Source organism: Mycoplana ramosa, from assembly GCF_041930185.1.
In the GTDB taxonomy this organism is placed as follows: Bacteria; Pseudomonadota; Alphaproteobacteria; order Rhizobiales; family Rhizobiaceae; genus Mycoplana; species Mycoplana ramosa.
The window spans coordinates 487,456-512,869 of sequence record NZ_JBHEEW010000001.1 but is presented as its reverse complement, the minus strand read 5'-3'; the positions used below and the strand labels follow the sequence as shown (position 1 = coordinate 512,869).

General features: G+C 65.5%; 18 protein-coding genes and 3 pseudogenes. 2 read left to right on the top strand and 19 right to left on the bottom strand.

From position 1 onward, the window contains the following. Positions 1 to 211: 211 nt before the first annotated feature. Positions 212 to 2,860: an aminopeptidase N gene (pepN, locus tag JNC62_RS02365; RefSeq protein ID WP_374835560.1), complete on the top strand. Its 2,649-nt coding sequence runs from the start codon at positions 212 to 214 to the stop codon at positions 2,858 to 2,860. A 190-nt stretch (positions 2,861 to 3,050) separates the two neighbouring features. After that, positions 3,051 to 5,402, top strand: coding sequence for a PAS domain-containing sensor histidine kinase (locus JNC62_RS02360; protein ID WP_374835558.1), 2,352 nt, complete (start codon positions 3,051 to 3,053; stop codon positions 5,400 to 5,402). A gap of 27 nt (positions 5,403 to 5,429) precedes the next feature. On the opposite strand, the gene JNC62_RS02355 is transcribed toward JNC62_RS02360, so the two are convergent. The 19 genes and pseudogenes from JNC62_RS02355 to JNC62_RS02265 form a co-directional block, all read right to left on the bottom strand. Continuing rightward, a complete protein-coding gene (locus tag JNC62_RS02355) occupies positions 5,430 to 8,387 on the bottom strand; it encodes a bifunctional [glutamine synthetase] adenylyltransferase/[glutamine synthetase]-adenylyl-L-tyrosine phosphorylase (RefSeq protein WP_374835557.1) in 2,958 nt (985 codons plus the stop codon). A 37-nt stretch (positions 8,388 to 8,424) separates the two neighbouring features. Then, complete coding sequence (locus JNC62_RS02350; RefSeq protein WP_374835675.1) at positions 8,425 to 9,846, bottom strand: sensor histidine kinase; 1,422 nt, start codon at positions 9,844 to 9,846, stop codon at positions 8,425 to 8,427. Positions 9,847 to 9,851: 5 nt separating this feature from the next. Next, positions 9,852 to 10,535: a response regulator transcription factor gene (locus JNC62_RS02345; protein ID WP_374835555.1), complete on the bottom strand. Its 684-nt coding sequence runs from the start codon at positions 10,533 to 10,535 to the stop codon at positions 9,852 to 9,854. A 118-nt stretch (positions 10,536 to 10,653) separates the two neighbouring features. After that, the gene (locus tag JNC62_RS02340) at positions 10,654 to 12,216 is read right to left on the bottom strand and encodes a Do family serine endopeptidase (RefSeq protein WP_374835553.1); all 1,563 of its coding nucleotides are present in this window, start codon (positions 12,214 to 12,216) and stop codon (positions 10,654 to 10,656) included. A gap of 146 nt (positions 12,217 to 12,362) precedes the next feature. After that, entirely contained in the window at positions 12,363 to 12,848 is a 486-nt protein-coding gene (locus JNC62_RS02335) for a cytochrome c-type biogenesis protein (RefSeq protein WP_374835551.1), read from the bottom strand. After that, complete coding sequence (locus tag JNC62_RS02330; RefSeq protein ID WP_374835549.1) at positions 12,845 to 14,836, bottom strand: heme lyase CcmF/NrfE family subunit; 1,992 nt, start codon at positions 14,834 to 14,836, stop codon at positions 12,845 to 12,847. The genes JNC62_RS02335 and JNC62_RS02330 overlap by 4 nt, the downstream gene beginning before the upstream one ends. Further along, on the bottom strand, positions 14,833 to 15,285 hold the full coding sequence (ccmE, locus tag JNC62_RS02325; RefSeq protein WP_374835547.1) for a cytochrome c maturation protein CcmE: 453 nt from the start codon (positions 15,283 to 15,285) through the stop codon (positions 14,833 to 14,835). Before ccmE ends, JNC62_RS02330 begins: the two co-directional genes overlap by 4 nt. Then, positions 15,282 to 16,412 carry a c-type cytochrome biogenesis protein CcmI gene (gene ccmI / locus JNC62_RS02320; protein WP_374835545.1) on the bottom strand — a complete coding sequence of 377 codons (1,131 nt, stop codon included), beginning with the start codon at positions 16,410 to 16,412 and terminating at the stop codon, positions 15,282 to 15,284. Before ccmI ends, ccmE begins: the two co-directional genes overlap by 4 nt. Positions 16,413 to 16,516: 104 nt before the next feature. Continuing rightward, positions 16,517 to 16,939 (bottom strand): RT0821/Lpp0805 family surface protein, encoded by a 423-nt coding sequence (locus tag JNC62_RS02315; RefSeq protein ID WP_374835543.1) that lies wholly within the window; start codon positions 16,937 to 16,939, stop codon positions 16,517 to 16,519. Positions 16,940 to 17,054: 115 nt separating this feature from the next. Further along, positions 17,055 to 18,476, bottom strand: a complete 1,422-nt coding sequence (locus JNC62_RS02310) for an ATP-binding protein (protein WP_374835541.1) — start codon at positions 18,474 to 18,476, stop codon at positions 17,055 to 17,057. Continuing rightward, positions 18,466 to 19,137 (bottom strand): two-component system response regulator FeuP, encoded by a 672-nt coding sequence (gene feuP, locus JNC62_RS02305; protein ID WP_374835539.1) that lies wholly within the window; start codon positions 19,135 to 19,137, stop codon positions 18,466 to 18,468. The genes JNC62_RS02310 and feuP overlap by 11 nt, the downstream gene beginning before the upstream one ends. A 50-nt stretch (positions 19,138 to 19,187) precedes the next feature. Further along, positions 19,188 to 19,442: a hypothetical protein gene (locus JNC62_RS02300; RefSeq protein WP_374835537.1), complete on the bottom strand. Its 255-nt coding sequence runs from the start codon at positions 19,440 to 19,442 to the stop codon at positions 19,188 to 19,190. A 103-nt stretch (positions 19,443 to 19,545) separates the two neighbouring features. After that, positions 19,546 to 19,755, bottom strand: coding sequence for a hypothetical protein (locus tag JNC62_RS02295; protein ID WP_374835535.1), 210 nt, complete (start codon positions 19,753 to 19,755; stop codon positions 19,546 to 19,548). An 18-nt stretch (positions 19,756 to 19,773) separates the two neighbouring features. Next, positions 19,774 to 23,484, bottom strand: a pseudogene (locus JNC62_RS02290) (baseplate multidomain protein megatron); the annotation flags it as partial. Continuing rightward, positions 23,426 to 23,752 (bottom strand): annotated as a pseudogene (locus JNC62_RS02285) (DUF2460 domain-containing protein); the annotation flags it as partial. The pseudogenes JNC62_RS02285 and JNC62_RS02290, both read right to left, overlap by 59 nt. Positions 23,753 to 23,760: 8 nt before the next feature. Next, positions 23,761 to 24,298: pseudogene (locus tag JNC62_RS02280) on the bottom strand (phage tail tape measure protein). Continuing rightward, on the bottom strand, positions 24,295 to 24,576 hold the full coding sequence (locus tag JNC62_RS02275) for a rcc01693 family protein (protein ID WP_374835671.1): 282 nt from the start codon (positions 24,574 to 24,576) through the stop codon (positions 24,295 to 24,297). The pseudogene JNC62_RS02280 and the gene JNC62_RS02275 overlap by 4 nt, the downstream one beginning before the upstream one ends. After that, entirely contained in the window at positions 24,573 to 24,941 is a 369-nt protein-coding gene (locus tag JNC62_RS02270; protein WP_374835534.1) for a gene transfer agent family protein, read from the bottom strand. The genes JNC62_RS02275 and JNC62_RS02270 overlap by 4 nt, the downstream gene beginning before the upstream one ends. Beyond that, positions 24,941 to 25,348 carry a phage major tail protein, TP901-1 family gene (locus JNC62_RS02265; RefSeq protein WP_374835532.1) on the bottom strand — a complete coding sequence of 136 codons (408 nt, stop codon included), beginning with the start codon at positions 25,346 to 25,348 and terminating at the stop codon, positions 24,941 to 24,943. Before JNC62_RS02265 ends, JNC62_RS02270 begins: the two co-directional genes overlap by 1 nt. Between the last annotated feature and the right edge of the window lie 66 nt (positions 25,349 to 25,414).

Sequence of the window (25,414 nt, the reverse complement as noted above, 5' to 3'; positions counted from 1 at the left end):
CGCCTCGTGCAAAGGTTAGGTCACCCTCGCAAAATGTCGAGAGGCGCCACGGCAATATTCCTCAAAATGAAAGGAACACCCGCGCGTGTGGCAATGAGATGTTAAGCCACAACCAATATCAAAAGTGCGAGCCAAAGACCAATCCGTCCTTTTCCCCTGGTCCAATTGCGTTAAAACGGGACAGAGTAAAAGGACACGAACAGGACATACCATGCGCACTGAGAGCGGCCGGATCATCCATCTGACAGACTACCGCCCGACAGACTTCGTTCTTGAACGCGTCGACCTCACCTTCGAACTCGATCCGACCGAAACCAAGTGCACATCGCGCATGCTGTTCCATCGGCGGGAAGGCGCCGCTGTCGATGCTCCGCTGGTCCTTGACGGCGACGAACTGAAAATGACCGGCCTGCTGTTCGACGGCATGCCCATGGAGCCGGGACGGTTCACCGAAGACAACGATACGCTGACGATCCGCGAACTGCCGGAAACAGCCGCCTTCGAGATCACCGTCGACACGGTCATCAACCCGGAAGCAAACACCCAGCTCATGGGCCTTTATCGGACGAACGGCATCTATTGCACCCAGTGCGAGGCCGAGGGGTTCCGCCGCATCACCTATTTCTACGACCGACCGGATGTGCTCTGCGTCTACACGGTCAACATCATCGCCGACAAGGAAAGCTGCCCGCTGCTCTTGTCGAACGGCAACTTCCTTGGCGGCGCGGGCTATGGCGAGGGCAAGCATTTCGCCGCCTGGTTCGACCCGCATCCAAAACCCAGCTATCTCTTCGCCCTCGTCGCCGGCGATCTCGGCGTCGTCGAGGACACGTTCACGACCATGTCCGGTCGCGAAGTCGCGCTGAAGATCTATGTCGAGCACGGCAAGGAGCCACGCGCGGCTTACGCGATGGACGCCCTCAAGCGCTCGATGAAGTGGGACGAAGAGGTGTTCAGCCGCGAGTACGACCTCGACATCTTCATGGTGGTCGCCGTTTCGGACTTCAACATGGGGGCGATGGAGAACAAGGGGCTTAACGTCTTCAACGACAAGTACGTGCTTGCCGACCCGGAAACGGCGACCGATGCCGACTATGCCAACATCGAGGCAATCATCGCGCACGAGTACTTCCACAACTGGACGGGCAACCGCATCACCTGCCGTGACTGGTTCCAGCTGTGCCTGAAGGAAGGGCTGACGGTCTATCGCGATCATGAGTTTTCCGCCGACCAGCGCTCGCGCGCCGTCAAGCGCGTCGCCGAGGTACGGCACCTGAAGTCGGAACAGTTCCCCGAGGACGCCGGCCCCCTGGCCCATCCGGTACGGCCGACGAAGTATCGCGAAATCAACAACTTCTACACCACGACGGTCTACGAGAAGGGAGCCGAGGTCACGCGCATGATCGCGACCATCCTCGGGCGCGACCTCTTCAAGAAGGGCATGGACCTCTATTTCGAGCGCCATGACGGAGACGCGGCGACGATAGAGGACTTCGTCAAGTGCTTCGAGGACGCCAGCGGCCGCGACCTCGGCCAGTTTTCGCTCTGGTACCATCAGGCGGGGACGCCTCTCGTCACCGTCAGCAGCGCCTTCGACCAAGCAAAGGGAACCTTCACGCTGGCGCTTGAGCAGATGGTACCGCCGACGCCGGGACAATCCGCCAAGGAACCGATGCACATCCCGCTGCGCTTCGGGCTTCTTCTTCCCGACGGAAGCGAAGCGACGCCGGCCTCGATCGACGGCGTCGAAGTCACCGGCGACGTCCTGCACCTGACCAAGCGCAAGCAGGTCGCCACTGTCACCGGCCTCGACGCCCGGCCGGTCGTCACCCTCAATCGTGACTTCTCTGCCCCGATCAACCTGCACTTCGAACGCACACCCGCAGACCTCGCCCACATCGCCCGGCACGACCGCGATCTGTTCGCGCGCTGGCAGGCGCTGAACGACCTCGCGCTGCCGAACCTGGTGGAGGCGTCGCGCAACGCGCGCGCTGGTACCGCCATCGCCGTGAATTCGCTTCTGTCCGACACGCTCATCGAGATCGCCGCAGACGAGACGTTGGAGCCGGCGTTTCGCGCCCAGATCCTGGCGCTGCCGAGCGAGGCGGACATTGCGCGCGAACTCGGCAGCAACAACGATCCCGACGCGATCCGTGCCGGCCGCGAGGCCGTTCTCGCCTTCCTGGCGAGCGAAGGCAAAGCGCTGTTCGCAACGCTCTTCGAGCGCCACGACGGTAAGGGCAGCTTCACGCCGGATGCCGCAAGTGCAGGCCGTCGGGCGCTTCGCAATGCCGCCCTGCCCTTTCTCGCGATCGCCGACGGCCAGCCGGCCCGTGCCGCACAAGCCTTTGCCGACTCAGACAACATGACGGATCTCAGCGCCGCGCTCGGCGTCCTCGCCCATCGCTTTCCGGAAGCGGAGGAAACGCAGGCGGCGCTGGAGACCTTCCGCGCGCGTTTCGCCGAGAACGCACTCGTCCTCGACAAGTGGTTCGCCATCCAGGCGACGATACCTGGCGAGGGCGCATTGGGTCGGGTGCAGCAGTTGATGCAGAGCCCGCATTTCAACGCGGCCAACCCCAACCGCGTGCGCGCACTGGTCGGCACCTTTGCCTTCTCCAATCCGACCGGCTTCAATCGCCTCGACGGCGAAGGCTACCGCTTCCTCGCGTCGCAGATCCTTCAGATCGATCCGAAGAACCCGCAACTGGCCGCCCGCATCCTCACATCGATGCGCTCCTGGCGCTCGCTGGAGGGCGTGCGTGCCGAGCATGCGCTGAACGCGTTGCGGCGGATTGCAGCCGGCGAGAAGCTTTCCGCCGACGTCGCCGACATCGTCGAGCGGATGCTGAACGGCTGAAAACCGGCCCGAACACTCAAGGCCAGCCGCCCGGCGCCGGATTGCGTCGCCGGACTATGATTTCTCAACCCTCAAAACTGGTTAAGAAACCCTTACCTTTCCTCTGGACAAGGCGAATCGCGAATGATTCATTAGCTTAGATTCGGACGGGCGATTTTCCGAATCACCAAGACGGAACAGGGTGTTGGATATGGCGGACGCGCAACGGGGACGCGCAGCCGAGGGGCGGATTCGTCTCAAATTTCCAGGCGTGGCGGCCTGGGACGAGAATCCGGCGGGTCATGCCCGGATCTTCGCGGGTCCGGCGACCTTGCGCCTGTCGCGCGCGGAGCCGGTTCTCAAGCGCTCGATCCCGATCCTGATCGTTGCCTTCCTGCTGGTCGTGGGTATTTCACGGCTGGCCGGCATTCTGCTGGAGCATCAGCGCATGGATTCCGGCGTCCGCGACAGCACGGCGCTGATGGCTGCCGCCGTCGGCGCGCTGTTTTCCACCGACAACGGCGCCCTGATCTCCGAAGGCCAGCGCAATCAGGTCGAGCGTGTGCTCACGGCGCACCTGCCGCAAGACCGGCTTCCCGAGGGCGCGCTGGTGCTGTTCGTCCAGAAGAACGGCCGCATCTTCGCCAGCTCGCTTTCCGGCGCCGGCTTTGTCGGCATGTCGGTCGCACGGATCGCGCCCGACGTTGCCGCCACGCAGTATTTCGGCGAGCAGTCGGGGGTGATGCAGGCCCGCATCGGCGATGTCGAGCACTATGTCTCGATCGTCGACGGCGGCTCCAGGGGTGGCGGCTACGCGCTCGTCGCCAGCCCGCTCGACGGCGTCGAGGCGCAGTGGCGCAGCGAGCTGTCCCTGAACGTCACGCTCTTTGCCGGAATATCGGCCATCCTCGGCTTCATCCTCTATGCCTATTTCCTGCAATCGAAGCGTGCGCGCGAGGCCGATGCGATCTTCGCCGAGTCCAACCTGCGGGTCGAGACCGCCCTTGCGCGCGGCCGATCCGGGCTGTGGGACTTCGACCTGTCCGGCCGGCGGCTGTTCTGGTCGCGCTCCATGTACGAAATGCTGGGCATGACGCCGCGCGACAACTACCTGTCCTTTGGCGATGCGGCCAGGTTGATGCATCCGGACGACGACGGCATTTACCAGGTTGCCCGCGCAGTGGCGAAGGGCGAGGCGCGGCAGGTCGACCAGGTGTTTCGCATGCGCCACGCCGATGGACACTACGTCTGGCTTCGCGCCCGTGCGCAACTGATCCGCATGGCCTCCGGCCGCACGCACATGATCGGCATCGCCATGGACGTGACCGAGCAGCACCGGCTCGCCCAACGCTATCAGGAGGCCGATCAGCGGCTCGCGGTCGCGATCGAGTGCACCTCGGAAGCATTTGTCCTCTGGGACAAGGACGATCGCCTCGTCATGTGCAACGCGCACTATCAGCAGGCCTACGGCTTGCCGGATGAGGTGCTGGTCCCGGGTACGGAACGCATCGTCGTGCTCGCAGCGGCCGCCCGCCCGGTGATTGCCCGCCGGATCGTCGAAACCAACGGCAGCAACAGTTCCCAGACGTCCGAGGTCCAGCTTGCCGACGAGCGCTGGCTGCAGGTAAACGAGCGGCGCACGCGCGACGGCGGCCTTGTCGCGGTCGGCACCGACATCACCATGATCAAGCGCCATCAGGTGCGCCTGCGCGAATCCGAGCGCCGTCTGGTCGCCACCATCGGCGATCTCTCCGCCTCGCGCGCCAAGCTTGAAAGACAGGCGTCGGAGCTTTCGGTGGCCAACGCCAACTACCAGGCCGAGAAGGAGCGCGCGGAGGCCGCGAACCGGGCAAAATCCGAGTTCCTCGCCAACATGTCGCACGAATTGCGCACACCGCTGAACGCGATCCTCGGCTTCTCGGAGATCCTGCAGAACCAGATGTTCGGACCGCTCGGCTCGGAGAAGTACGACGAGTACGTCCGCGATATCCATGAAAGCGGCCGACATCTGCTGAACGTCATCACCGACATCCTCGACATGTCCAAGATCGAGGCGGGTCACATGCGCATCAGTTGCGAAGCCATCGACCTGGCGCCGCTGGTCGAAGAGACCCTGCGCCTCACGACCGTACAGGCACAACAGAAGAACATCCGTGTCGAGCAGCAGGTCTCGTCTGGCCTTGCGCTGATTGCCGACCGGCGGGCGATGAAGCAGATCCTGCTCAACCTGCTCTCCAACGCCATGAAGTTCACCAATGACGGCGGCAGGGTCAGGGTGCGGGCACAGAAGCGCGACGGCGCGGTCACGGTCACGATCGCCGACACCGGTATCGGCATCCCCAAGGCCGCCCTCGCCAAGATCGGCCAGCCGTTCGAGCAGGTGCAGAGCCAGTACGCCAAGAGCAAGGGCGGTTCGGGCCTCGGGCTCGCCATTTCCCGATCGCTGACCCGTTTGCACGGCGGAAGCATGCGCATCTTCTCCGAGGAGGGCAAGGGCACGATCATCTCCGTGCGCATACCCGACCGGGAGGGCGTGAGCCTGCCTTGCAGGGCCCGCGCCTGAGGTTCATTCCGGCTTGTTGACGGTGACTTAGCCGGTGATCGTCGCCTGGAAGATCCGTCGCACGGCCTTCGCCAACCGGCGGATCTCACTTTCGAGCGTGCGCAGGTCCGGGCTGTCGCCAGCCCGGCAGACAAGATCGATCAGCCCCGCCGGCGCCTCCTTCGGATCGAACGGGCCGTCGATGCAGAGGCGCACGATTTGGGAGATCTCCGTATAAAGCCGCAGCGCCTGCTCGAGGGTCCCGACGTCATTGACATCCATCTGCCCGCCGGCAACGAGGGAGAGCACCTCTGCGGTCGGAAGCGCCTGTTCCGGCAGGCCGACACCGCGCGCCGGCGCTGCCAGTATCAGGAACTGCGCGATGAACTCGATGTCCACCAGGCCGCCGGGGATCAGCTTCAGGTCCCAGATGTCCTTCGGCGCCTTTTCTTCCTCGATCAGGGCGCGCATCTCGGCCACGTCCTTGGCGATCGCGACAACATTGCGCTTTCGGTCAAGGATGCCGCGGATCGTCGAGCGAGCCTCCTTCGCCAGGTCTCCGTCGCCACAGACGACGCGGGCTCGCGTCAGCGCCATATGCTCCCAGGTCCAGGCCTCCTCTTCCTGATACTTGGCAAAGGAGGCGATGCGGGTCGCGACCGGCCCCTTGTTGCCGGAGGGCCTGAGCCGCATGTCCACCTCGTAGAGCACGCCTTCCGATGTGGGCGCCGACAGCGCCGAGATCAGCCGTTGGGTCATCCGGGCGTAGTAGCGGGTGGCGTCGAGCGGCTTGGGGCCAAGCGATTCCGTCGCGGCCGATCCGTCGTAGTCATAGAGCAGGATCAGATCGACGTCGGATCCGTCGGTCAACTCGAAGCTGCCGAGCTTGCCCATGCCGACCACAGCGACCCGCCCGCCCGGAAAGGTCCCGTGCGCCGCCTCGATTTCGCGTTTCACCGCGTCCAGTGCGGCCTCGACGATCAGGTCGGCCACGTGGGTGAAGGCGCGCGCGGCCTGCCGCCCGCCAATGGCGCCGGTCAGAAGGCGGATGCCGATGAGGAAACGCTGTTCGGCGGCAATGATGCGCAGCCGGTCCAGGATGTCCTCGTAGTGTCGGGCGCCGGCGACGAACCCCCTGATGCGATCCGCCAGATAGCTGCGCGTCGGCAACTCGGCCAAAAGCGTCGGGTCGAGCATGCCGTCGAACACATGCGGCCGGGCGGCGATGATCTCCGCCAGCCGCGGCGCCGAGGACATGATGTTGACGATCAGCGACAGCAGGCGCGGGTTGTTGCCGAGCAGCGAAAAGAGCTGGATCCCCGCCGGCAGGCCGGAGATGAAGTGGTCAAAACGCAGCAACGCCTCGTCCGCCCGCTTACTCTGGCCAAACACCCGCAACAGATCGGGCGTCAGTTCCGTCAGCCGCTCGCGGGCCTCTACCGATTGCGTGGCGCGGTAGCGGCCGTAGTGCCAGGTTCGAATGGTCTGCGAGATCGCCTCGGGCCGCTGGAAGCCGAGCTTGCGCAGCGTCTCCAGCGTATCCGGATCGTCGCGCTGGCCGGTGAAGACCAGGTTGCCGCCGTCGGTCGACAGCTTCGCCTCCTGCTCGAACAACGCGCCATAGCGCCGCTCGACCGTCTTCAGCACGTTCACCAGCGCTGCGGAAAAATCCGCCGTACCGGCAAAGCCCATCATGTAGGCGATGCGCTTCAGCTCGCTTTCGGTATCCGGCAGGAGATGCGTCTGCTCGTCGCGCACCATCTGGACGCGGTGCTCGACGTCACGCAGGAACCAGTAGGCTTCGGTCAGTTCCTGGCACGTCGCTTCGTCGATCCACTTGGCCTTGGCAAGTTCGACGAGCATCGGTTCGGTCGCGCGCAGCCGCAATGCCGGCATCCGGCCGCCGGCGATCAGCTGCTGCGTCTGCACGAAAAACTCGATCTCGCGAATGCCGCCCCGGCCGAGCTTGATGTTGTGCCCCTTGACCGCGATCTCACCATGTCCCTTGTGCACATGGATCTGGCGCTTGATCGAATGGATGTCGGCGATCGCCGCGTAGTCCAGGTATTTGCGGAAGACGAAGGGCGTCAGTTCCCGCAGGAATCGCGCGCCGGCATCGAGGTCGCCCGCGATCGCCCTGGCCTTGATGAAGGCCGCCCGCTCCCAGTTCTGCCCCCGCCCTTCGTAATAGAGCATTGCGGAATCGACCGAGATCGCCAGTGGCGTCGCGCCCGGGTCCGGCCGCAGCCGCAGGTCGGTGCGGAAGACATAGCCGTCGGCCGTCCGTTCCTGCATGATCCGGATCAGCCGGCGAACGAGCCGGGCGAACGTCTCCGTCGCCTCGCTGCGGTCCACGACCACGTCGGCCTGCGGGTCGAAGAAGACGACGAGATCGATGTCGGAGGAGTAGTTGAGTTCGGCCGCGCCCAGCTTGCCCATGCCGAGCACGATCAGCCCGGAGCCTTGGCTCGGTCGCGCAGCGTCCTGCAATTTCAGCTTTCCGCTCGTCGCGGCCGAAAGCAGCAGGTGGTCAACTGCGGCCGATACGGCGGCCTCCGCAAGATCGCTGAGCAATCGGGTGGTCTGCCGGCCGTCGATCAGCCGGCCGAGGTCGGCCATGGCGGTGAGGAACGCGACCTTGCGCTTGGCCTGACGCAATCGCGCCATGACCGCGGCCTCACCCGTGTCTTCGTGAAGCGAAGGATCCGAGGCCCGGCGCGCAGCGGAAACCGCTTCTTGAATGAGCGGCAGCAATGGCTTGCTGATCGCGAGTGAAAGAAAATCTGGCGTGACCCGTGCCGTATCCCGCAGATAGGGAGACAGCGTGAACGCGGCGACGACGAAATCCTTGAGCACACTCTCCGATGCCAGCAGCGCGGCAACCTCCGCGTTGTCACGGGCGATGTCCTTCAGGTCGGAGAGAACGGATCTGGCCTCCGTCTGGCTCGACGGCCGGATCGGGCACGTTTCGATGTCGCTCAGGCGCGTGGTATCGGCAAAGGTCATCGCTCTCCCCTGGATGCGCTATTGCCTCCACCGTCTATCAGGCGCCGCCCTTGCCCGCCAGCGTCAAGGGAAAATGCATCGTGGCCGTGAGGCCGCGCTCGACGCCGTCCGATACCGTTGCTGCAAGCTCCAGCCGGCCGTGATGCACCTCCGTTACCGCCTCCACCAGCGACAGGCCCAGACCGGTGCCAGGCTTGGAGCGGCTGCCGTCCAGCCGGACGAAACGCTTCAGGACGTCGGCGCGACGTTCCGCCGGTATGCCGGGGCCGTTGTCGGCCACGGTGACGACGGCTCCGTCGCCGGCTCGTGCGAGGCTGACCTTGATATGCGCGTCCGGCCCGCCTTCGGCGTATTTGATCGCGTTGTCGAGCAGGTTTCCGAGCGCCTGGCCGATCAGTTCGCGGTTGCCGGTGATCTTGATGCCGGCAGCAATTTCCGAGGTGACCGACAGGCCGGCCTCCTCCGCGGCAGGCTCGTAGAGCTCGACGCAATCCGCGACGATCTCGGTCAGGTCGACCGGCCCCATCTCCGCCACCGCGGAGCCGGCTTCGACCCGGGAGATCATGAGAAGCGCGTTGAAGGTGCGGATCAATTGATCGGATTCCGCGATCATCTCGGACAGCGCTTCGCGATACTCGGCCGTCGTGGCCTTGCCGGCTGGGGCGGCCTCGGCCTTGTTGCGCAGGCGCGTGAGCGGCGTCTTGAGGTCATGGGCGATGTTGTCGGAAACCTGGCGGAGCCCTTCGTTTAGCTTCTCGATCCGCCCGAGCATCGCGTTCAGCGATTCCGACAGGCGGTCGAACTCGTCGCCGGAGCCACCGACCGGGAGCCGCTGCGTCAGGTCGCCGTCCATGATGCGCTGGCTGGCGTCCGACATGCGGTCCATGCGCCGCAGCGCATTGCGCCCGATCAGGTACCAGATCGCCAGCGCGCCGATGCCCATGATGCCAAGCGCCACGACGAGCGCCTGGCGGACCAGACCGCTAAAATTCTCCGGCTCGCCCAGGTCGCGGCCGACCAGAATCCGCAGACCGTTGTCGAGCACGAACACCTCCGCGCGCGCAACGTGGCGCTCCGAACTGCCTTCGTCCTCGAAGCGCTGGTAGCGGAAGGACGATTGCGTCCAGCCTTCCTGGTCCAGCACGCCCGGCTGCAGCGAATACACGTTGCCCGCAAGGATCTCTCCCGTCGGACTGGCGATGATGTACAGGTTGGCGCCCGGCTGGCGCGCACGGCGCTCCAGCGTTCTGAGAAGACCGTTCATCCCGTTGGCGGCATACATCTGCTTGATCTCGCTGACCTCGATCAAGACAGTTTCCCGCATCTGCTGCTTCAGCAGGCCTTCCGACATTGACGTCACGTAGAAGACGAGAAAGGCGGCGCAGGCGGCAAAGAGCAGGATGTAGAGGGCGGACAGGCGAACCGCCGTCGTCCGGAAGAGCGTTGAGAGGCCGGACAGCATCTTCAGGCCGACACCTCGTCCTTGATCATGTAGCCGGCGCCCCGAACCGTGCGCAGCAGCGGCTGGTCGAAATCCTTCTCGATCTTGGACCGCAGCCGTGAAACATGCACGTCGATCACGTTGGTCTGCGGGTCGAAATGATAGTCCCAGACGTTTTCCAGCAGCATGGTGCGCGTCACCACCTGGCCGGCGTTTTTCATCAGATATTCGAGCAGGCGGAACTCGCGGGGCTGTAGCGGTATCTCCTTGCCGGCGCGACGAACGACATGGGCAAGCCGATCCAGTTCGAGATCGCCGACCCGGTAGGTCATGTCCTGCTCGGGCGTGCCCTTTCGGCGCCCGAGCACCTCCACGCGGGCCAGCAGTTCGCTGAACGCATAGGGCTTGGGCAAGTAGTCGTCGCCGCCGGCACGCAGGCCGGTGACACGATCGTCGACCTGCCCCAGCGCGGAAAGGATCAATGCCGGCGTGTGGATGCCTTTTGCCCGCAGTTCCGATATCAGCGACAGGCCGTCCCGCCGGGGCAACATCCTGTCCACCACGAGCACGTCGTAGCTGTTCTCGGACGCGAGAAACAGGCCGCTGTCGCCGTCGGAAGCGTGATCGCAAACAATCCCGGCCTCGCGAAACGCCTTGCAGAGGTAGGCGGCGGCGTCCAGATCGTCTTCAACAATCAGTATCTTCATGGCTGGACCTTACACGTGTTGTCATCCACTTGAACAGACCGCCGGCAAGGGGGGCGATCAGGACGCGAACGCCGCGAAATCTTGCGATTTCGCGGCGTTCCGGATCGAACTGTGCGGATCAGCCCTGGCCGATCGGCAGGGCAAGGAAGCGGCTGCCGTTATCGGTGTCCACCTGGAACAGCGCCTTGGAGCGACCGTCCTTGCGGGCCTGGTCGATGACCTTGGTAATGTCCTCTGCGGACTTGACTTCCTGGTTGTTGACAGTGGTGATGCGATCCCCTGCCTTCAGCCCACGGTCGCTGGCGTCGGAGTCCGGATCGACCGCGGCCACCATGACGCCGTTGCCGTCATCGGCCGGGCTGACGGAGATGCCGAGATCGGCCAGTTCCTGTTCGCTGGACTGCTGCTGGTCGGGGTTTGCCTGCTGTTCGGAGGCAGACGCCTGCTGGTCGCTTTCCAGCCTGCCGATCTCCACCTTGACCGTTTCGGACTTGCCGTTTCGCCAGACCGACAGATCGACGGTGGTTCCCGGCTTGATCACGGCGACGCGCTTGGCCAGATCGCGCGAATCCTTGACGGTGTCGCCATCGAGCGCGGTGATCACGTCGCCCTTCTTGATGCCGGCCTTCTCGCCCGGCGAGCCGGACTGCGGCTCGACCACCAGTGCCCCCTGCGCGTCGGCCAGGCCGAGCGACTCGGCGATGTCCTTCGTCACCGGCTGGATCTGCACGCCGAGCCAGCCGCGCTCAACCTTGCCGTCCTTCATCAGCTCGGCGACCACGTCCTTGGCGACGGAGGCCGGGATCGCGAACGCGATGCCGACATTGCCGCCGGAGGGCGAGAATATCGCGGTGTTGATGCCCACCACCTGGCCGTCGAGGTTGAAGGCCGGACCACCCGAGTTGCCGCGGTTCACGGCGGCGTCGATCTGCAGGTAGTCGTCATAGGGGCCGGAGCCGATGTTGCGGCCGCGGGCCGAGATGATGCCGGCCGTCACGGTGCCGCCGAGGCCGAACGGGTTGCCGACGGCCACGACCCAGTCACCGACGCGCACCTTGCTGTCATCGGCGAAACTGACATAGGTAAACTTGCGATTTTCCTTGTTGTCGACCTTGAGGACCGCCAGGTCGGTGCGGCTGTCCTTGCCGACCAGCTTTGCATCGAGTTCCGTGCCGTCATGCATGATGACGGTGAAAGCAGCGCCGTCGTCGACGACGTGGTTGTTGGTCACGATATAGCCGTCCTCGGAGATGAAGAAGCCGGACCCCTGCGAGGTGGGACGGAGATGCCCCTTGCGCTTGCCACCATCCTTTTCACCGAACTGGCGTGGAGCGCTCTGGCCGCCATCCTGGCCGCCGAACTCGCGGAAGAAGCGCTTCAGCGGATGGTCGTCCGGCAGTTGATCGAAACCGCGGCCGCCGAAATCGAAGGTGAAGTTGCCGTCGTTCTCGACCGGCTTGACGTCGGACTGAACGCGGACGGAAACGACGGCCGGGGAAACGGCGTCGACGACATCGCCGAAGCTTGCAACCTGCGGTGCCGTCACCTTGACAGGCTCGGCAAAGGACTGCGCGATGCGCGCCGGGATGCCGGTTGCCAGCATCACTGCTGCAAGACCCGCGACAGTCGAGGTCTTCAGGACCGTCTTGAGCGAGGGACGAAGGGAGTTTTGCGTGAACATCGCGGATGCCTTTTCTCTGTGATGGTTCGAATGAATTCGATGCCTCAGAGATAGGATCCCAAACCTTACGGCACACTGTCCGCGGCATGAATTTTTGGTAATCTTCGCCAAAAGGCTGAAATAAAAGGGGTTCCCAGGCTCGGGACCTAGCTTTGCCGCTCGTCTTTTCCGGCCGCGTCCGCCGCGACGATCCGCTCCAGCGCCGCCCGTTCCTCGGCCGTCAGCGGCATGCCAACCGCCTGGCCCGAACGCCGGCGGACAAACACCGCCATCGCGACTGCCCCGCCCAGAAAAAGGATCACCGGCGCGCCCCATAGCAGTATGGTCTCCGGCTTGAGGCGCGGCTTCAGCAACACAAACTCGCCGTAGCGCGACACGACATAATCGATCACCGCCTCGTCGCTGTCGCCGCTTTTGATCCGTTCGCGCACCAACAGGCGCAGGTCGCGGGCCAGTTCGGCATTGGAGTCGTCGATCGACTGGTTCTGGCAGACCATGCAGCGAAGCTGGGCCGACAGCGCGCGGGCGCGCGCCTCCAGCGCCGGATCGGCAAGCACCTCGTCCGGGTTTACCGCAAAGGCGGGAAAGGCGCTCATCAGAAACGCGACGGCAACAAGCAGCCTGCGCATCATTCCGCCGCCTCCAGGGCCGGCGCCGGCTTGATCTTCCGCAGCTTCTGCGGCGCACCGATGCGCAGCCGGCGGTCGAACAACGATACCGCCCCGCCCGCCATCATGACCAGCGAACCGAGCCAGATGCACAGAATCATCGGCTTCCACCAGATGCGGACGACGATGCCGCCATCACTCATCGGATCTCCAAGCGACACGTAGAGTTGGCTCAGCCCGAACGTGCGGATGCCGGCCTCCGTCGTCGGCATCCGTCGCGCCGTGTAGAGCCGTTTCGATGACCAGACTTCGCTGACCTTGACGCCGCCGCGGGCCACGGTGAAATGCCCGCTTTCCTCGGTGTAGTTCGGCCCGCGACCCTGGCGCATTCCGTCGAAGGTCAGGGTATAGCCACCCGACTCGACACTGACGCCGGGCTTCATCTCCACGACATGCTCGGTCTCGAAGGCCGTCACCGCGACGACACCGATCACCGTCACGCCGAGACCGAAATGGGCGAGCGCGGTGCCGAAGGCCGAGCCCGGCAGTCCGAACAGCCGCCTGGCGGCGACGCTCGCGCTCACCTTGCCGATGCCGGCGCGCAGCCACAGGTCGGTAACCGCACCCGCGAGCATGTAGAAGCCGAGCGCCAGGCCGAAATAGGCAAGGACCGGGCCGCCGCCATGCGTCCATTGCACGAGGGCCGCGATCACCAGCCCGATTCCGACGGCCGCGAAGAGCCGCTGGCCGGCTGCGAGCAGGTCGCCCCGCTTCCACGCGAGCAGCGGGCCGAAGGGGACGGCCAGCAGCAATGGCACCATCAGCAGGCCGAAGGTCAGGTTGAAGAACGGCGCGCCGACCGAGATTTTTTCACCCGTCAGTGCCTCGAGCACCAGCGGGTATAGCGTACCGGTCAGAACGGTCGCGGCCGCGGTCGTGAGGATCAGGTTGTTGAAGACGAGCGCGCCTTCGCGCGAGATCGGCGCAAACAGGCCGCCGGCTTTCAGCGTCGGCGCCCGGAAGGCGAAGAGCGAGAACGCCCCGCCGATGAAGATCACCAGAATTGCCAGGATGAATACGCCGCGTGTGGGGTCGGTGGCAAAGGCATGCACCGACGTCAGAACGCCGGAGCGGACCAGAAACGTCCCGAGCAGCGACAGCGAGAAGGTCAGGATTGCCAGCAGCACCGTCCAGATCTTCAGCGCCTCGCGCTTCTCCATCACCAGCGCCGAGTGCAGCAGGGCCGTGCCGGCGAGCCAGGGCATGAAGGAGGCGTTTTCCACCGGATCCCAGAACCACCAGCCGCCCCAGCCGAGTTCGTAGTAGGCCCAGTAGGAACCCATGGCGATGCCGGCGGTGAGAAAGCTCCAGGCGGCGAGCGCCCACGGGCGCACCCAGCGCGCCCAGGCGGCGTCGATGCGGCCGTCGATCAGTGCGGCGATCGCAAAGGAAAAGCAGACGGAGAAGCCGACATAGCCGAGATAGAGCAGCGGCGGATGAATCGCGAGCCCGACGTCCTGCAGGATCGGGTTGAGGTCCTTGCCCTCGCCCGGCGCCGGATCGAGCCGCAGGAAGGGATTGGACGTCAAAAGGATGAAAAGCGCGAAGGCCGCCGTGATCCAGCCCTGGACTGCCAGCACGTTGGCCTTGAGGCGCTCGGGCAGGTTGCCGCCGAAGCTCGCCACGAGCGCGCTGAAGAAGCTCAGGATGAGCAACCACAGCATCATCGAGCCCTCGTGGTTCCCCCAGACGCCGGAGATCTTGTAGATCAGCGGCTTCATCGAATGGGAGTTCTCCCAAACGTTCAGCACGGAGAAGTCCGACACGACGTAGGCGAAGGTCAGGTCGAGGAAGGAGAACGCCGTCAGCAGAAAGCCGGCGATTGCCGAGGACGGCGCGACCGCCATGAGCGAAGAATCATTGCGCAATGTGCCTGCAAGCGGCAGCAGCGACTGGATGATGGCCGTCGCCAGCACCAGCACCAGCGCATAATGTCCAAGCTCGATGATCACTTGATGGTCTCCTTGCCGCCGAGCGTAACGCCCTGCGCCTCCAGGCGGTCGGCCACGTCCTTCGGCATGTAGGTTTCGTCATGCTTGGCAAGCACGGTATCGGCCACAAAAACCGGATCGCCTGCCTTGAACGCGCCTTCGGCAACGACGCCCTGCCCTTCGCGGAACAGATCCGGCAGGATGCCCGTATAGGTCACCGGCACCGTCCCGATCGTATCGGTGACGACAAAAGTGACGGTCGAACCCTCGCCCCGTTTCACCGACCCGGCTTCGACCAGACCGCCAAGCCGAATTCGCGTTCCCGGCGGCACCTCGGTCTTGGCCAGGTCACCGGGCACGTAGAAATAGGCGATCGACTGGCTGAAGGCGAACATCACGAGCAGCACTGCTGCAAGGAGGAAGGCGACGCCGCCCCCGATGACCGCCAAACGCTTCTGCTTTCTCGTCATTGCCCGTTACCTTCGGCTCCGATTGCAAGCTCGCCGGCCAGTGCCAGCAACTGCTTGCCGTTCTCGCTCTCCGGCGGGAAGCTCTTCAGCGCCGTGCGTAGCGCATCTGCGGCCGCCTCTCTTTGATCCAGCACCACGTAGGATCGGATAAGGCGCATCCATCCCTCGAAATTGTCCGGATTTTCCTTCAACTTTCCCGCGAGGCTCTCCACCATCCCGGCGATCATCTGCTTGCGGCCGTCCGCATCCATCTGCGCAGCCGCAGCGACGTCCTGCTCGGTCGGATTGCCGGGGACCATCTGCTCGGTGCCGCCGGCCAGAGCAGCGATATGGCGGTTGACGAGCGACAGCCAGGGGGCGTCGGCAGGTGAATCCTTGGCCAGTGCCTCAAACGCGGCCTTCGCCTCCTCGCGTCTGCCTTCCTGCTCCAGCGCCAGTGCCAGATAGTATCGCGTCCGCGGATTGTTTGCATCCAGCGACTTAGACTGTTGCAGCACCTCGCGGGCATCCTTGGTGACGATGCCGTCGGCAAGCGCGATCAGCACCTCCGCATAGCCGTCGAGCCGCTCGGGCGAAGCGCCGAGGACGCGGATCGCCTCGCGATAGGCGTTGGCGGAATCCTCGATGCGGCCGTTGCGGAAATAGATCGGCGCCAACAGTTCCCAACCCGCCCCGTCGTCGGGGTTGTCGACAAGGTGGCGCTCAGCCTTGGCGATCAGGATATTGAGATCGTTGCCCGGCTCGGCCAGCCGTGCCGCCAGCGGCTGCGCCGGAAGATCGGGGTTGCCCGTGGCCAGATAGAGGCCGAGGCCGATCGCCGGAAACAGCACCATGATCGCCACCTGCGCCAGCCGGTTGCGGCGCTCCGACGTCGCCGGTCCCGCCTTCGTTTCGCGCGCCTTGGCCGCAATCAGCCGGCGGGCGATTTCCGCCCGCGCCAGTTCGGCTTCATCGACGCCGATCAGCCCGGCGGCCCGGTCACGCGCCAATTCATCGAGCTGGTCGCGATAGACCTCGGCGTCATGCGCGTCCGCAATATCGGCACTCCGGCCGGCCCGCAGCAGCGGCAGGAGCAATACGGCCGCGACAGCGGCGGTCATGACGGCGACGAGGATCCAGAAAAGCATGCGATCCAATTAATGGAACGGCTGGCGTTTTCCAATTGCAAAAGGCGAAGTGACGGAAATTTGAGGCGTTTCGCCGCAACCAGTCGGGTGCGGCGGCTGAGCGCTCAGCTCAGCGGCGTCCAGGTCCCGGCCGCGGTCCGGCACGCGGCCCCCCGGCTTACCGTCTCGCGTCCACCTGCGATCAGCGTGTGGCTGTATTGCCGGCAGTTCTGTGAACCGACCTGATAGGGAGCGGCAGCGACGACGGAGCCCTGCACGCGACGCCCCTGCCAGACGACGGGCTGGCCGCCGGGAGCGGCTTCGAGTGCGCGATACTCTGCCTCAAGCGCCCGCTGGCGGTCGCCCGCCGACAGGGAAATTCCCTTGGCGCGGGACACCAGTCCCCCTTCGAGCGCGGCAATATAGGCGGCAGACGAGACGACGACGCCGGCGTTCCCCGCGCCTGTGGTGCGCCCGGACGTGGTGCCGCAGCCGGCAAGGCCGATCGAAGCAACAACCACCGGAATCGCGATAACACGAGATTTCATGTTCAACCGGTAAGTCCGCTTCATTTCACGCCTTTTCTGGCTGTTTTCGATTGGATTCCAACGCCGCCGGCCAGTCCTGCCCAGGCGGTTCGTCTATCTTGCATTGTCTGTCGTATCAGGCAACATCCTTTGCCACCGCAGGCAGCATCAGTTGCGCCAGCAGCCCGCCCGACTTGCCACGGGAAAGCGCCAACGTCCCCTGATACTCGGAGGTGATCTCGCGCACGATCGACAGGCCGAGGCCTGTTCCAGGCTTGCTCTCATCCAGCCGTTTCCCTCGCTTCAGCGCTTCCTGGATCTGCTCCGGCTCGAGACCTGGCCCATCGTCCTCCACCTCCAGAACGATCCAGCGCCGGCGCTGGGTGTCGTCGTTGCCGGGCTCTTCCGGAGCCGGCATTGCCCGGATCGCAACCGTGCTATGCGCGTAGCGCGCGGCATTTTCCAGAAGGTTGCCCACAACCTCCTCGATATCCTGTTGCTCCATCGCGATCATCAGATCCTCCGGCTCGATCAGCAGCGTGAACTCGATGTCCGCGTTCAGCCGCCGCATCACCCGCGCCAGGCGCTGCAGCACGGACGCGGCTTCCGTCCTCGCCAGCACGGACTCCCTCTGCGCGGCGATCCGGGCGCGATTGAGGTAGGATTGCACCTGGCTCTGCATCGCCTCCGCCTGGTTGCGGACCAGTTCGCCATGCGGGGCGGTCAGCACCCGCGCCTCGTTCAGCAGCACGGCGATCGGCGTCTTCAGCGAGTGCGCCAGGTTGCCGACCTGCATGCGCGCCCGCTCGATGATCCGGCGATTGCTGTCGATCAGCGCGTTCACCTCGCTCACCAGCGGCTGGATCTCGCGCGGGAAGGCCCCACCGAGCCGCTCGGCCTGGCCGGCACGGATTTGCTCCAGCGCCTTGCGCACGTGGTCCAGCGGCCTCAGGCCGATCAGGATCGCAACCGCATTGAGGACGAGGCTGCCGACACCGAAGCCGGCCAGCGCCAGGTAGAGGTTGCGCGAAAACGCGCTGATGTCGTCCTCGAGCACATTCCGGTTGCCGGCGACCCGGAACCGCGCCGTCCGTCCGTCCTGGTCGAGCACCACCTCGGTTTCGACCACCTCGACCGTATTTCCGAACGTGTCCTCGGTCGTGTAGTAGCGCTCGTAGCGCGTGTCGAAGGGGATGGTTTCGGTGTCGGGAATGGGAATGCTGCCGTAGCCGAGCGAAGTGGACGACATCGGCTCGCTCGGGAAATTCTCGCCGATCGGCTCGACGATCCAGTACCAGCCGGTCTGCGGCTGCGAGAATCGCAGGTCGCCCAACTGCGGGCTGCCGGTCAGCTGGAACTGATCATCGGTGGAGACGGAGTTGATGACGTTGTAGAGCTGTGCCCGCAGCAGATCCTGGAAACTGGATTCGGCGCTGCGGCGATACAGGGTCGAAATCGCCAGCGCGATCACGATCAGCGCCACCATCGACCATAGCGACGCGAGCAGCAGCACGCGGAAGGTGAGCGACCGCGCGCCTCTTGGTGCCCTAACGGCCATCGCTCGGCGCTTGCATGCGGTAACCGAGGCCGCGGACGGTCTCGATCAGGTCGACGCCGATCTTCTTGCGCAACCGGCCGACAAACACCTCGATGGTGTTGCTGTCGCGGTCGAAGTCCTGATCGTACATGTGCTCCACCAATTCGGTGCGCGAAACCACCTGCCCCATATGGTGCATGAGATAGGAGAGCAGCCGGTACTCGTGCGAGGTCAGTTTCAGCGCCACGCCGTTGACCGTCGCCTTCGATCCCTTCGTGTCCAGCCGGACCGGGCCGCAGACGATCTCGGAACTGGCATGCCCTGCCGCACGGCGAATCAGCGCGCGGATGCGTGCCAGCACCTCCTCGACGTGGAACGGCTTTGCCACGTAGTCGTCCGCACCAGCGTCGATGCCGGCCACCTTGTCGCTCCAGCGATCGCGCGCCGTCAGCAGCAGCACCGGCATGCGCTTGCCGTCCGCACGCCATTTCTCGAGCACGCTGATGCCGTCCATCTCCGGCAGGCCGATATCGAGGATAACCGCGTCATAGGGTTCGGCGTCTCCGAGATAGTGCCCTTCCTCGCCGTCATAGGCCTGATCGACCACATAGCCGGCCTCCTTCAAAGCCTCGGCCAGCTGACGATTGAGGTTTTCGTCGTCCTCGACCACGAGAATGCGCATCTGTCGGTTTCCCTTCCTTCGGCGGACCGCTCGTACAGCGATCCGGCCGACTATTGCATCGGCACCCGCACCGTGACCTTGCGCGGACGCGCACTGCCCTTGCCGGGGACCAGAACCGTCACCACGCATACACCATTTCGCGGCTGCGCCGAAAGCAGTTCGCCACCCGTGTCGGAGACGACTTGACGCGCGGCCTCGCTGCAATCGGCCGCCGCCGGCAGCACGCCGGTCGGACGGTCTGCGGCTGGCTGGGCGAATGCCGCCAGGCTGGCCGCAGCTGCGGCAATGAGGAAGGGCGAGGACATAGACACACTTTCATGGCAGTAACAATGTGGCGCCAGAATTAACTGAACGACGCTGAATGGCAAATGAATGTGGCAGCGCAATTCACGCCCGGGGCGCACAGGATTACTTGAGCCGTTTTTGCGCCACGATCCGCCCCGCCACCGCAACGATCCCACCCGCGGCGGCCAGTAGCGCGGTCATGTGATCGGCGAGTTCGGCCTGCTCGAGGCTGTCGATACCCAGCCCGGCGAGGTCCGCAAGCGATGCGACGATCGCCAGCACGCCGCCCCAGACGGTCTTCGACAGATACCAGGGTTTGAGGTCTGCATTCATGACAAAGTCCTTTCCGCTTCAAAGCTTCACCATCGTCTGCGCGGGAATTCCATCCCGCACGGCAAGCCCAAGCTGCCGGACGCGGATGGCGATCTGCGTCTGTGGTGCGCCGAAATCGGCGATCTCGTCCGCCGCCGCGTAGTCGAAGAACGGCCGGTCTGTCTCGACGGCGCGGGCGATCGTCTCCCCGGACAGGATCTCGAGGCGATAGGCCTCGAACGGCTCGTCGAGGGGAATGTCGAAGCCGTCCCAGCCATCCGCGTTCAGGCGCGCCCGCCGCGTCCAGGAGAAGCGAATCCCACCTTCCGCAAGCCGCCGACCTCTCAGGTGCACGGGCGCGATCGGCGTCTTTGCGCGCAATCCGCCCGCAAACGCGAATGCAGGGGGCGCCTCCGTCACACCTCTAGCCTCGGCGATCCAGTTGACGCTGCGTCCGGCCTCCTCCGCCGACAACGCCAGCGATTGAACGGCGGCATCCAGAAACACCGCGGCAGCGCCCGTTTCATGCCCTTCGGCCATCACGTCCTCGCTGCCTGCAAGCCCGCGCAACAGCCCGCTCAACCGCCAGTGCCGTTGCGAAGTCTCTTCCGCCGCCAGGAAGCCGACGATCTCCCAACGTCCGGACGCAGAGGCGATCGCGATGCGGTTTTCCCCGCCGAGCACCGCATTTCGTCCCTTGGAAGAAAGCGCGCCAAAGGGCATGTCGAGTTCGATCGTGTGCGCACGGTCGAAACGTCCCCAGGCTCCCGCCGCAAGCGGCGCGGACAGCCGGCCCATGCGCGCCGGCCGATCGAGCCGCACCCGCGCGTTAAAGCCGTCGGTCCCGGGCGAGGACGAGATCAGGATCGGCCGCCAAGGTTTCGCGTATGCGCCGACGCGGGCAAAGCTCTCCGCAGGCCCCGTCTCGAAACAGGGCAGGTCGAGAAAGTGGATTTCGGGCAGGAATGCAGCGGCCTCCAGCCCCCCGGGTGGCATGGACGGCCTGGCGGGCGGCATCGGCGCGCTGGCCTCGCCACCGGCAAAGCTGCGTGCCTCAACCTCCCGCACGGCGCCCTCCGTGATCCGGGTCACCAGAAAGCGCTCCTCGGGTCCCTCACTCAGCCGCACGACGTCGCCCGGCATCACGTCGAGCGCGTTCGGCGGCAGCCGGAACGTCAGCTGCCGCATGGCGGCGCGGTGATCGCGCAGCGCGGCTTCGACGCTTCCCGCAGCAGCGCCGGCGTGCAGCACCGCCGGCAGCGACAGCCGCAGCATGCGATCGTTCTCCGCCGTCATCCGCCGCGAACGCGCCGTCACCCGCTGATAGGCGGACGAATCGGAGACGTGATCCAGGATCGCTTCGCCCGCGAATTCGCTCGGATGGCTGCGCACTTCCTCGAAGGCGGTTTCCTCCGGGCGTTCGGCGAGCACGTCGATCGCGATGGCAGGCAGCGCCGCGCGCAGGCGCGAACGGAAGTGCAGGATACCGTTCTCCTCGACCGCATCGATCTGGAACGTCGCCATCAGCGGCTCCAGCAGACTGCGCGCCGAACCGGGATCCGCCTGCACGAAGCCCACCAGGTCGCCGCTCACCATCGAGACGTCGAACGCGGTGAAGCCATGATCCTTCAGGATGGCCGCGATCGTGTCCGCCACGGTCGTCGCCCCGAGCCGGCCGTTCAGCCAGTGACCAAGCTGCCAGTTGTGTCCGTCGGCCCAGAGCGCATCGTTTTCCGGAAAGGCCGGATAGGGCCGCGCATCCCAGGTCCAGACGAAGATGTGATCCGGATCGACCATGCCCGGCTCGGCGCCGGTTCCCTGCCACCAGCGGTGATGGGCATCGAGGAACCGCCGCTGCATCGCGTCGGCGCGCCCGCCGGCGGAAAAATAGGGAAGCGCGTTTTCCGCGCTCTTCGGATCGGTGAAGACGTTGGGCTGGTTCGCGCCCTTGTCGACCGCCGGGCATCCGAGCTCCGTCAACCAGATCGGCTTCGAGCGCGGCACCCAGGCCGACGCGGTCGACGCCTCGGTCCCGTTCGCGCGCGCGAAATGCCGGTTCGTCCACCAACCGGCCAGATCCTTGTAGCGGTACAGCCAGTGCTTGCCCGCCATGCCGTCGGTAATCGGCGAGCGGGCCCGCGCGGTCCGATCCGCGTCGCTTGCATAGTACCAGTCGAATCCCTCGCCGCTTTCGATCATGCCGCGCATGGCATCCTCGTCGTCCGGCAGGCGAAAGCCGTCCGGATTGCCGAAAAGCGCGTCGCCGTCGCGCCAGTCGGAGAGCGGCATATAGTTGTCGATCCCGACCGCATCGATCGCGGGGGATGCCCAGAGCGGATCGAGGTGGAAATGCACCTCGCCGCTGCCATCGGTGGGGTGATAGCCGAAGTACTCGCTCCAGTCGGCGCCGTAGGTGAGCTTCGTCGCCGGCCCGACGATGGCGCGCACGTCCGCGGCAAGGTCGCACAGCGCCTCGACGAACGGGAATGCCCCCGCCTGGTCGCGCAGTTGCGTCAGCCCCCGCATCTCCGAGCCGATGATGAAGCCGTCCACGCCGCCAGCGGCATCGGCCAGATGCGCGTAGTGCAGCACCATCCGCCGATAGCCCTGGTCTGGCGCCTCGGAGACGACCGAGCTGCCGGACACGGAAAAGTCGCCGGCAGCGGCGTTGCCGCAGAACGCCGCGACCTGGCTGCGCGCCGAAGCCATCTTGTCGGCGCTCCCGGGCCGGCCTGTTGCCGGGTGACAGGTGATCCGCCCCCGCCAGGGATAGGCCGCCTGACGAGTACCCCCATAGGGATCGGGAAGGTCGTTGCCGGCCGGAACGTCCATCAGCACGAAGGGATAGAGATAGACCTTCAGCCCCCGTGCCTTCAGGTCCGCGATCGCCGCCACCACGCTCTCGTCCGACGGCGTGCCGCCATAGGCCGGGCCGCCATCATTGCGGCTGACGAGGTGGGCCGCGCCGCGCCCGATGCCGCTGACGCGCCAGGGCCGGCTCTCGTCGCTGCGCGCCAGAACCTCCACCCCCGGCAGGATCCGGCAGTGGCCCGCGCGCAGATCGGTGCCGAACCAGGCGACGACGAGCGCCACGCGCTCGAGATTGGGACAAAGCGCCTGCAGTTCGTCGATCGATGCCGTCCAGTCGGAAGCGGCGATCCGATTGTTGCGGTTGATATTGCGCCCCTCGCCCGCCCCAAGGCGCTCTGTGACCTTGCGCGGATCGTAGCCGTGCTCGCTGGAGCCGGGAATGATCGTCGCGGCGCGGATGCGCTTCTCCAGCATCCCCGTCGGCTTTAGCACCTCGAACTGCAGGATCGGAATGCGGTTGCCGAAGCCGTCGAGCGGCAGGCGCTCGAAGACGGCGTAGGCAAGCCCCCGATAGGCCGGCGCGTTCCCCGCCCCCTGCTTAGCCTCGATCAGCGGATCGGGCTGCTGGTTCGCCTCGCCCCGGTGGATCCGCATCGGGATGTCCGTCAGGTCGAGTTCGCGCCCGTCGGCCCAGACACGGCGTATGCCGGCAATCGGCCCCTCGCAGATGCCGACGGCGAAACTGGCGAAGTAGCGGTAGGTCTCCACACGCGGTCCCGTCGCCTTGCCGCCGGCGCGCTCGGAGGTCACCTCCTCGTCAAAGCGTGTCGCCCAGATCAGCGTGCCGCCGACGCGCGCGGTGCCGTAGATCCGGATGATCCCCGCCCCCTCGTCCGCGCCGGGGATGCGCGCATCTTGCAGTCTGCTGCCGCGGATCGTCGAGCAAGTCCCGCGTTCGCACCGTCGAGCGGAAGCGAAAGCCGTACAGTTGGCCCGCCCGCGCCTCGAAGAAGGCGAGAACCGCATAGAGATCGTCGATGGAGCGGACGCCGGAGCCGGCATCGTAGCGCCGCCTGGCGTCGTGCCAGCGACGGTTCCGGTTTTCCCGCCCGTTGGAAAGCGAGACGATGTCGGTGCGCCGCACCGGCCCGCCGCTCGTACCGAGCGCGATCCGCAGCGGAAAGCGCACCTCGTGAAATCCCGACATCGCCATTTTCAGAGCCCCCGCTGTCCGCGACCGACCGCCCGCGTCAGCATCGCGGACCTGTCCCTGCGAGCGCATGAAGCTTGCCGCATCCGTGGCGGTGACATTGAAGACGATGCTGGTTCCCCCGCCGCCCTCGCTGGCCGCCACCCCGAGCGACCCGTCGGCGCCGCGCCGCAGCGGCAGGATTGCCTCCGCCCCGGCCTCGCCCATCAGCCCCAATCCGCCGGCGGCGGAAAAATAGGTCGGCGCGGCAACCACGCCGCCCTTGGCAAAGGGTGTGACCCTGCCGGCTAGTCCGGAGATCCCGGACGCGAGCAGCCCCTCGAGCGGCTTCAGGCCGACCGAAAGCCCGATATTGCTGATCCGCAACGCCAGGCTTTTGAGCACATCCTCGAGCCCGCGCCCGTCCACCGTCGCTGATTTCAGCGCCCCGGTCAGCGCGGTCCCGAACGAACGCGACCGCACCTCGAGGTCGTCGAAGACGGACTGCAGCGCTTCCGCACTCTGCACCGTCTCGGCCAACGGCATGCCATCCGTTTCCGTCATCGTTCCGCTCCTTGAAAGGATGTCGTCCCATGCTGGGGACGATCTTCGTCCACCTCGTTCCGCGGATTTGCCGCTTGGAAGCGCGTGTCGGGGAACGCCTGCATCAGCGCCTCCAGCCCCCGCCGGTCCGGCGCGCCACCGCCGTGCTCGCCAAGCCCGGCGGCGATCGCAAACTCCAGCGGCGTCATCGACCAGAAGACCTTGGGATCAAGCCGCATCCGGCACAGTCCCGCGTGCAGCACCGCCTCCCAGGGGAAGCCTGCCGCCTCGCGGCTCAGTTCGCCGGATGCGGCCCCGGAGGGTTTCGCCCGCCTCCTGCGGCATCCTCCGTGCCGAAGGTGGCCGAGAGCAGCGCCGCGACCGTGCGGGCAAAACCCTCGAGGCCGGCCTGGCTCATCATCCCTGCCACGTCCTCGTCGCTGTAGAGGTTGCCGCCGCCGCGCAGGCCCGCGCCGAGAATGCGAATGATGTCGCGCGCGCTGATGCTCCCGCGCGAGAAGCGTCGTGCGAGGTCGTCCAGATTGTCGACCTCAAAGGCGGTCTCCAGTTCCGCAAGCGCGCCCAGCGTCAGGCACAGGATGCGTCGCTCCCCGTCGAAGACCGCCTCGATCTCGCCCCGCCGGCGATTGGCGCGCCCGACCATCACAGCGCCCCGAACGTCAGCGCGCCGGCCGATTCCAGGGACAGGTCGAACAGCAGTTCGCCGTCATGCGCGCCGGAATACTCCAGCGCGGTGATCTGGAAGGGCCCGGCGACCGTGCCGAAATCTGGAATGACCAGTTCCCACGACAGGATCGCGCCGGCAAAGAATGCCGCCCGCACCAGCGCGTCCGACGCCTGATCCTTGAAGATGCCGCTTCCCGACACCGACGCCCGCTGCACGCCGGCACCGCCCAGAAGCTCGCGCCAGCGCCCCGCCGACTGGGCGTCGGTCACGTCCACGACTTGCGCGTTGAAGGAGAGCTTTTTCGACCGCAACCCGGCAACCGTGACAAAACTCCCGCCATCCTCGACCTTCAACAAGAGGTCCCGCCCCTTTTGCGCCACCATCCGCATGCTCCTTTCCAGAAACGAAAAAGGCGCCCCGAAGAGCCAGCCCCTAACTAAAATGTGGAG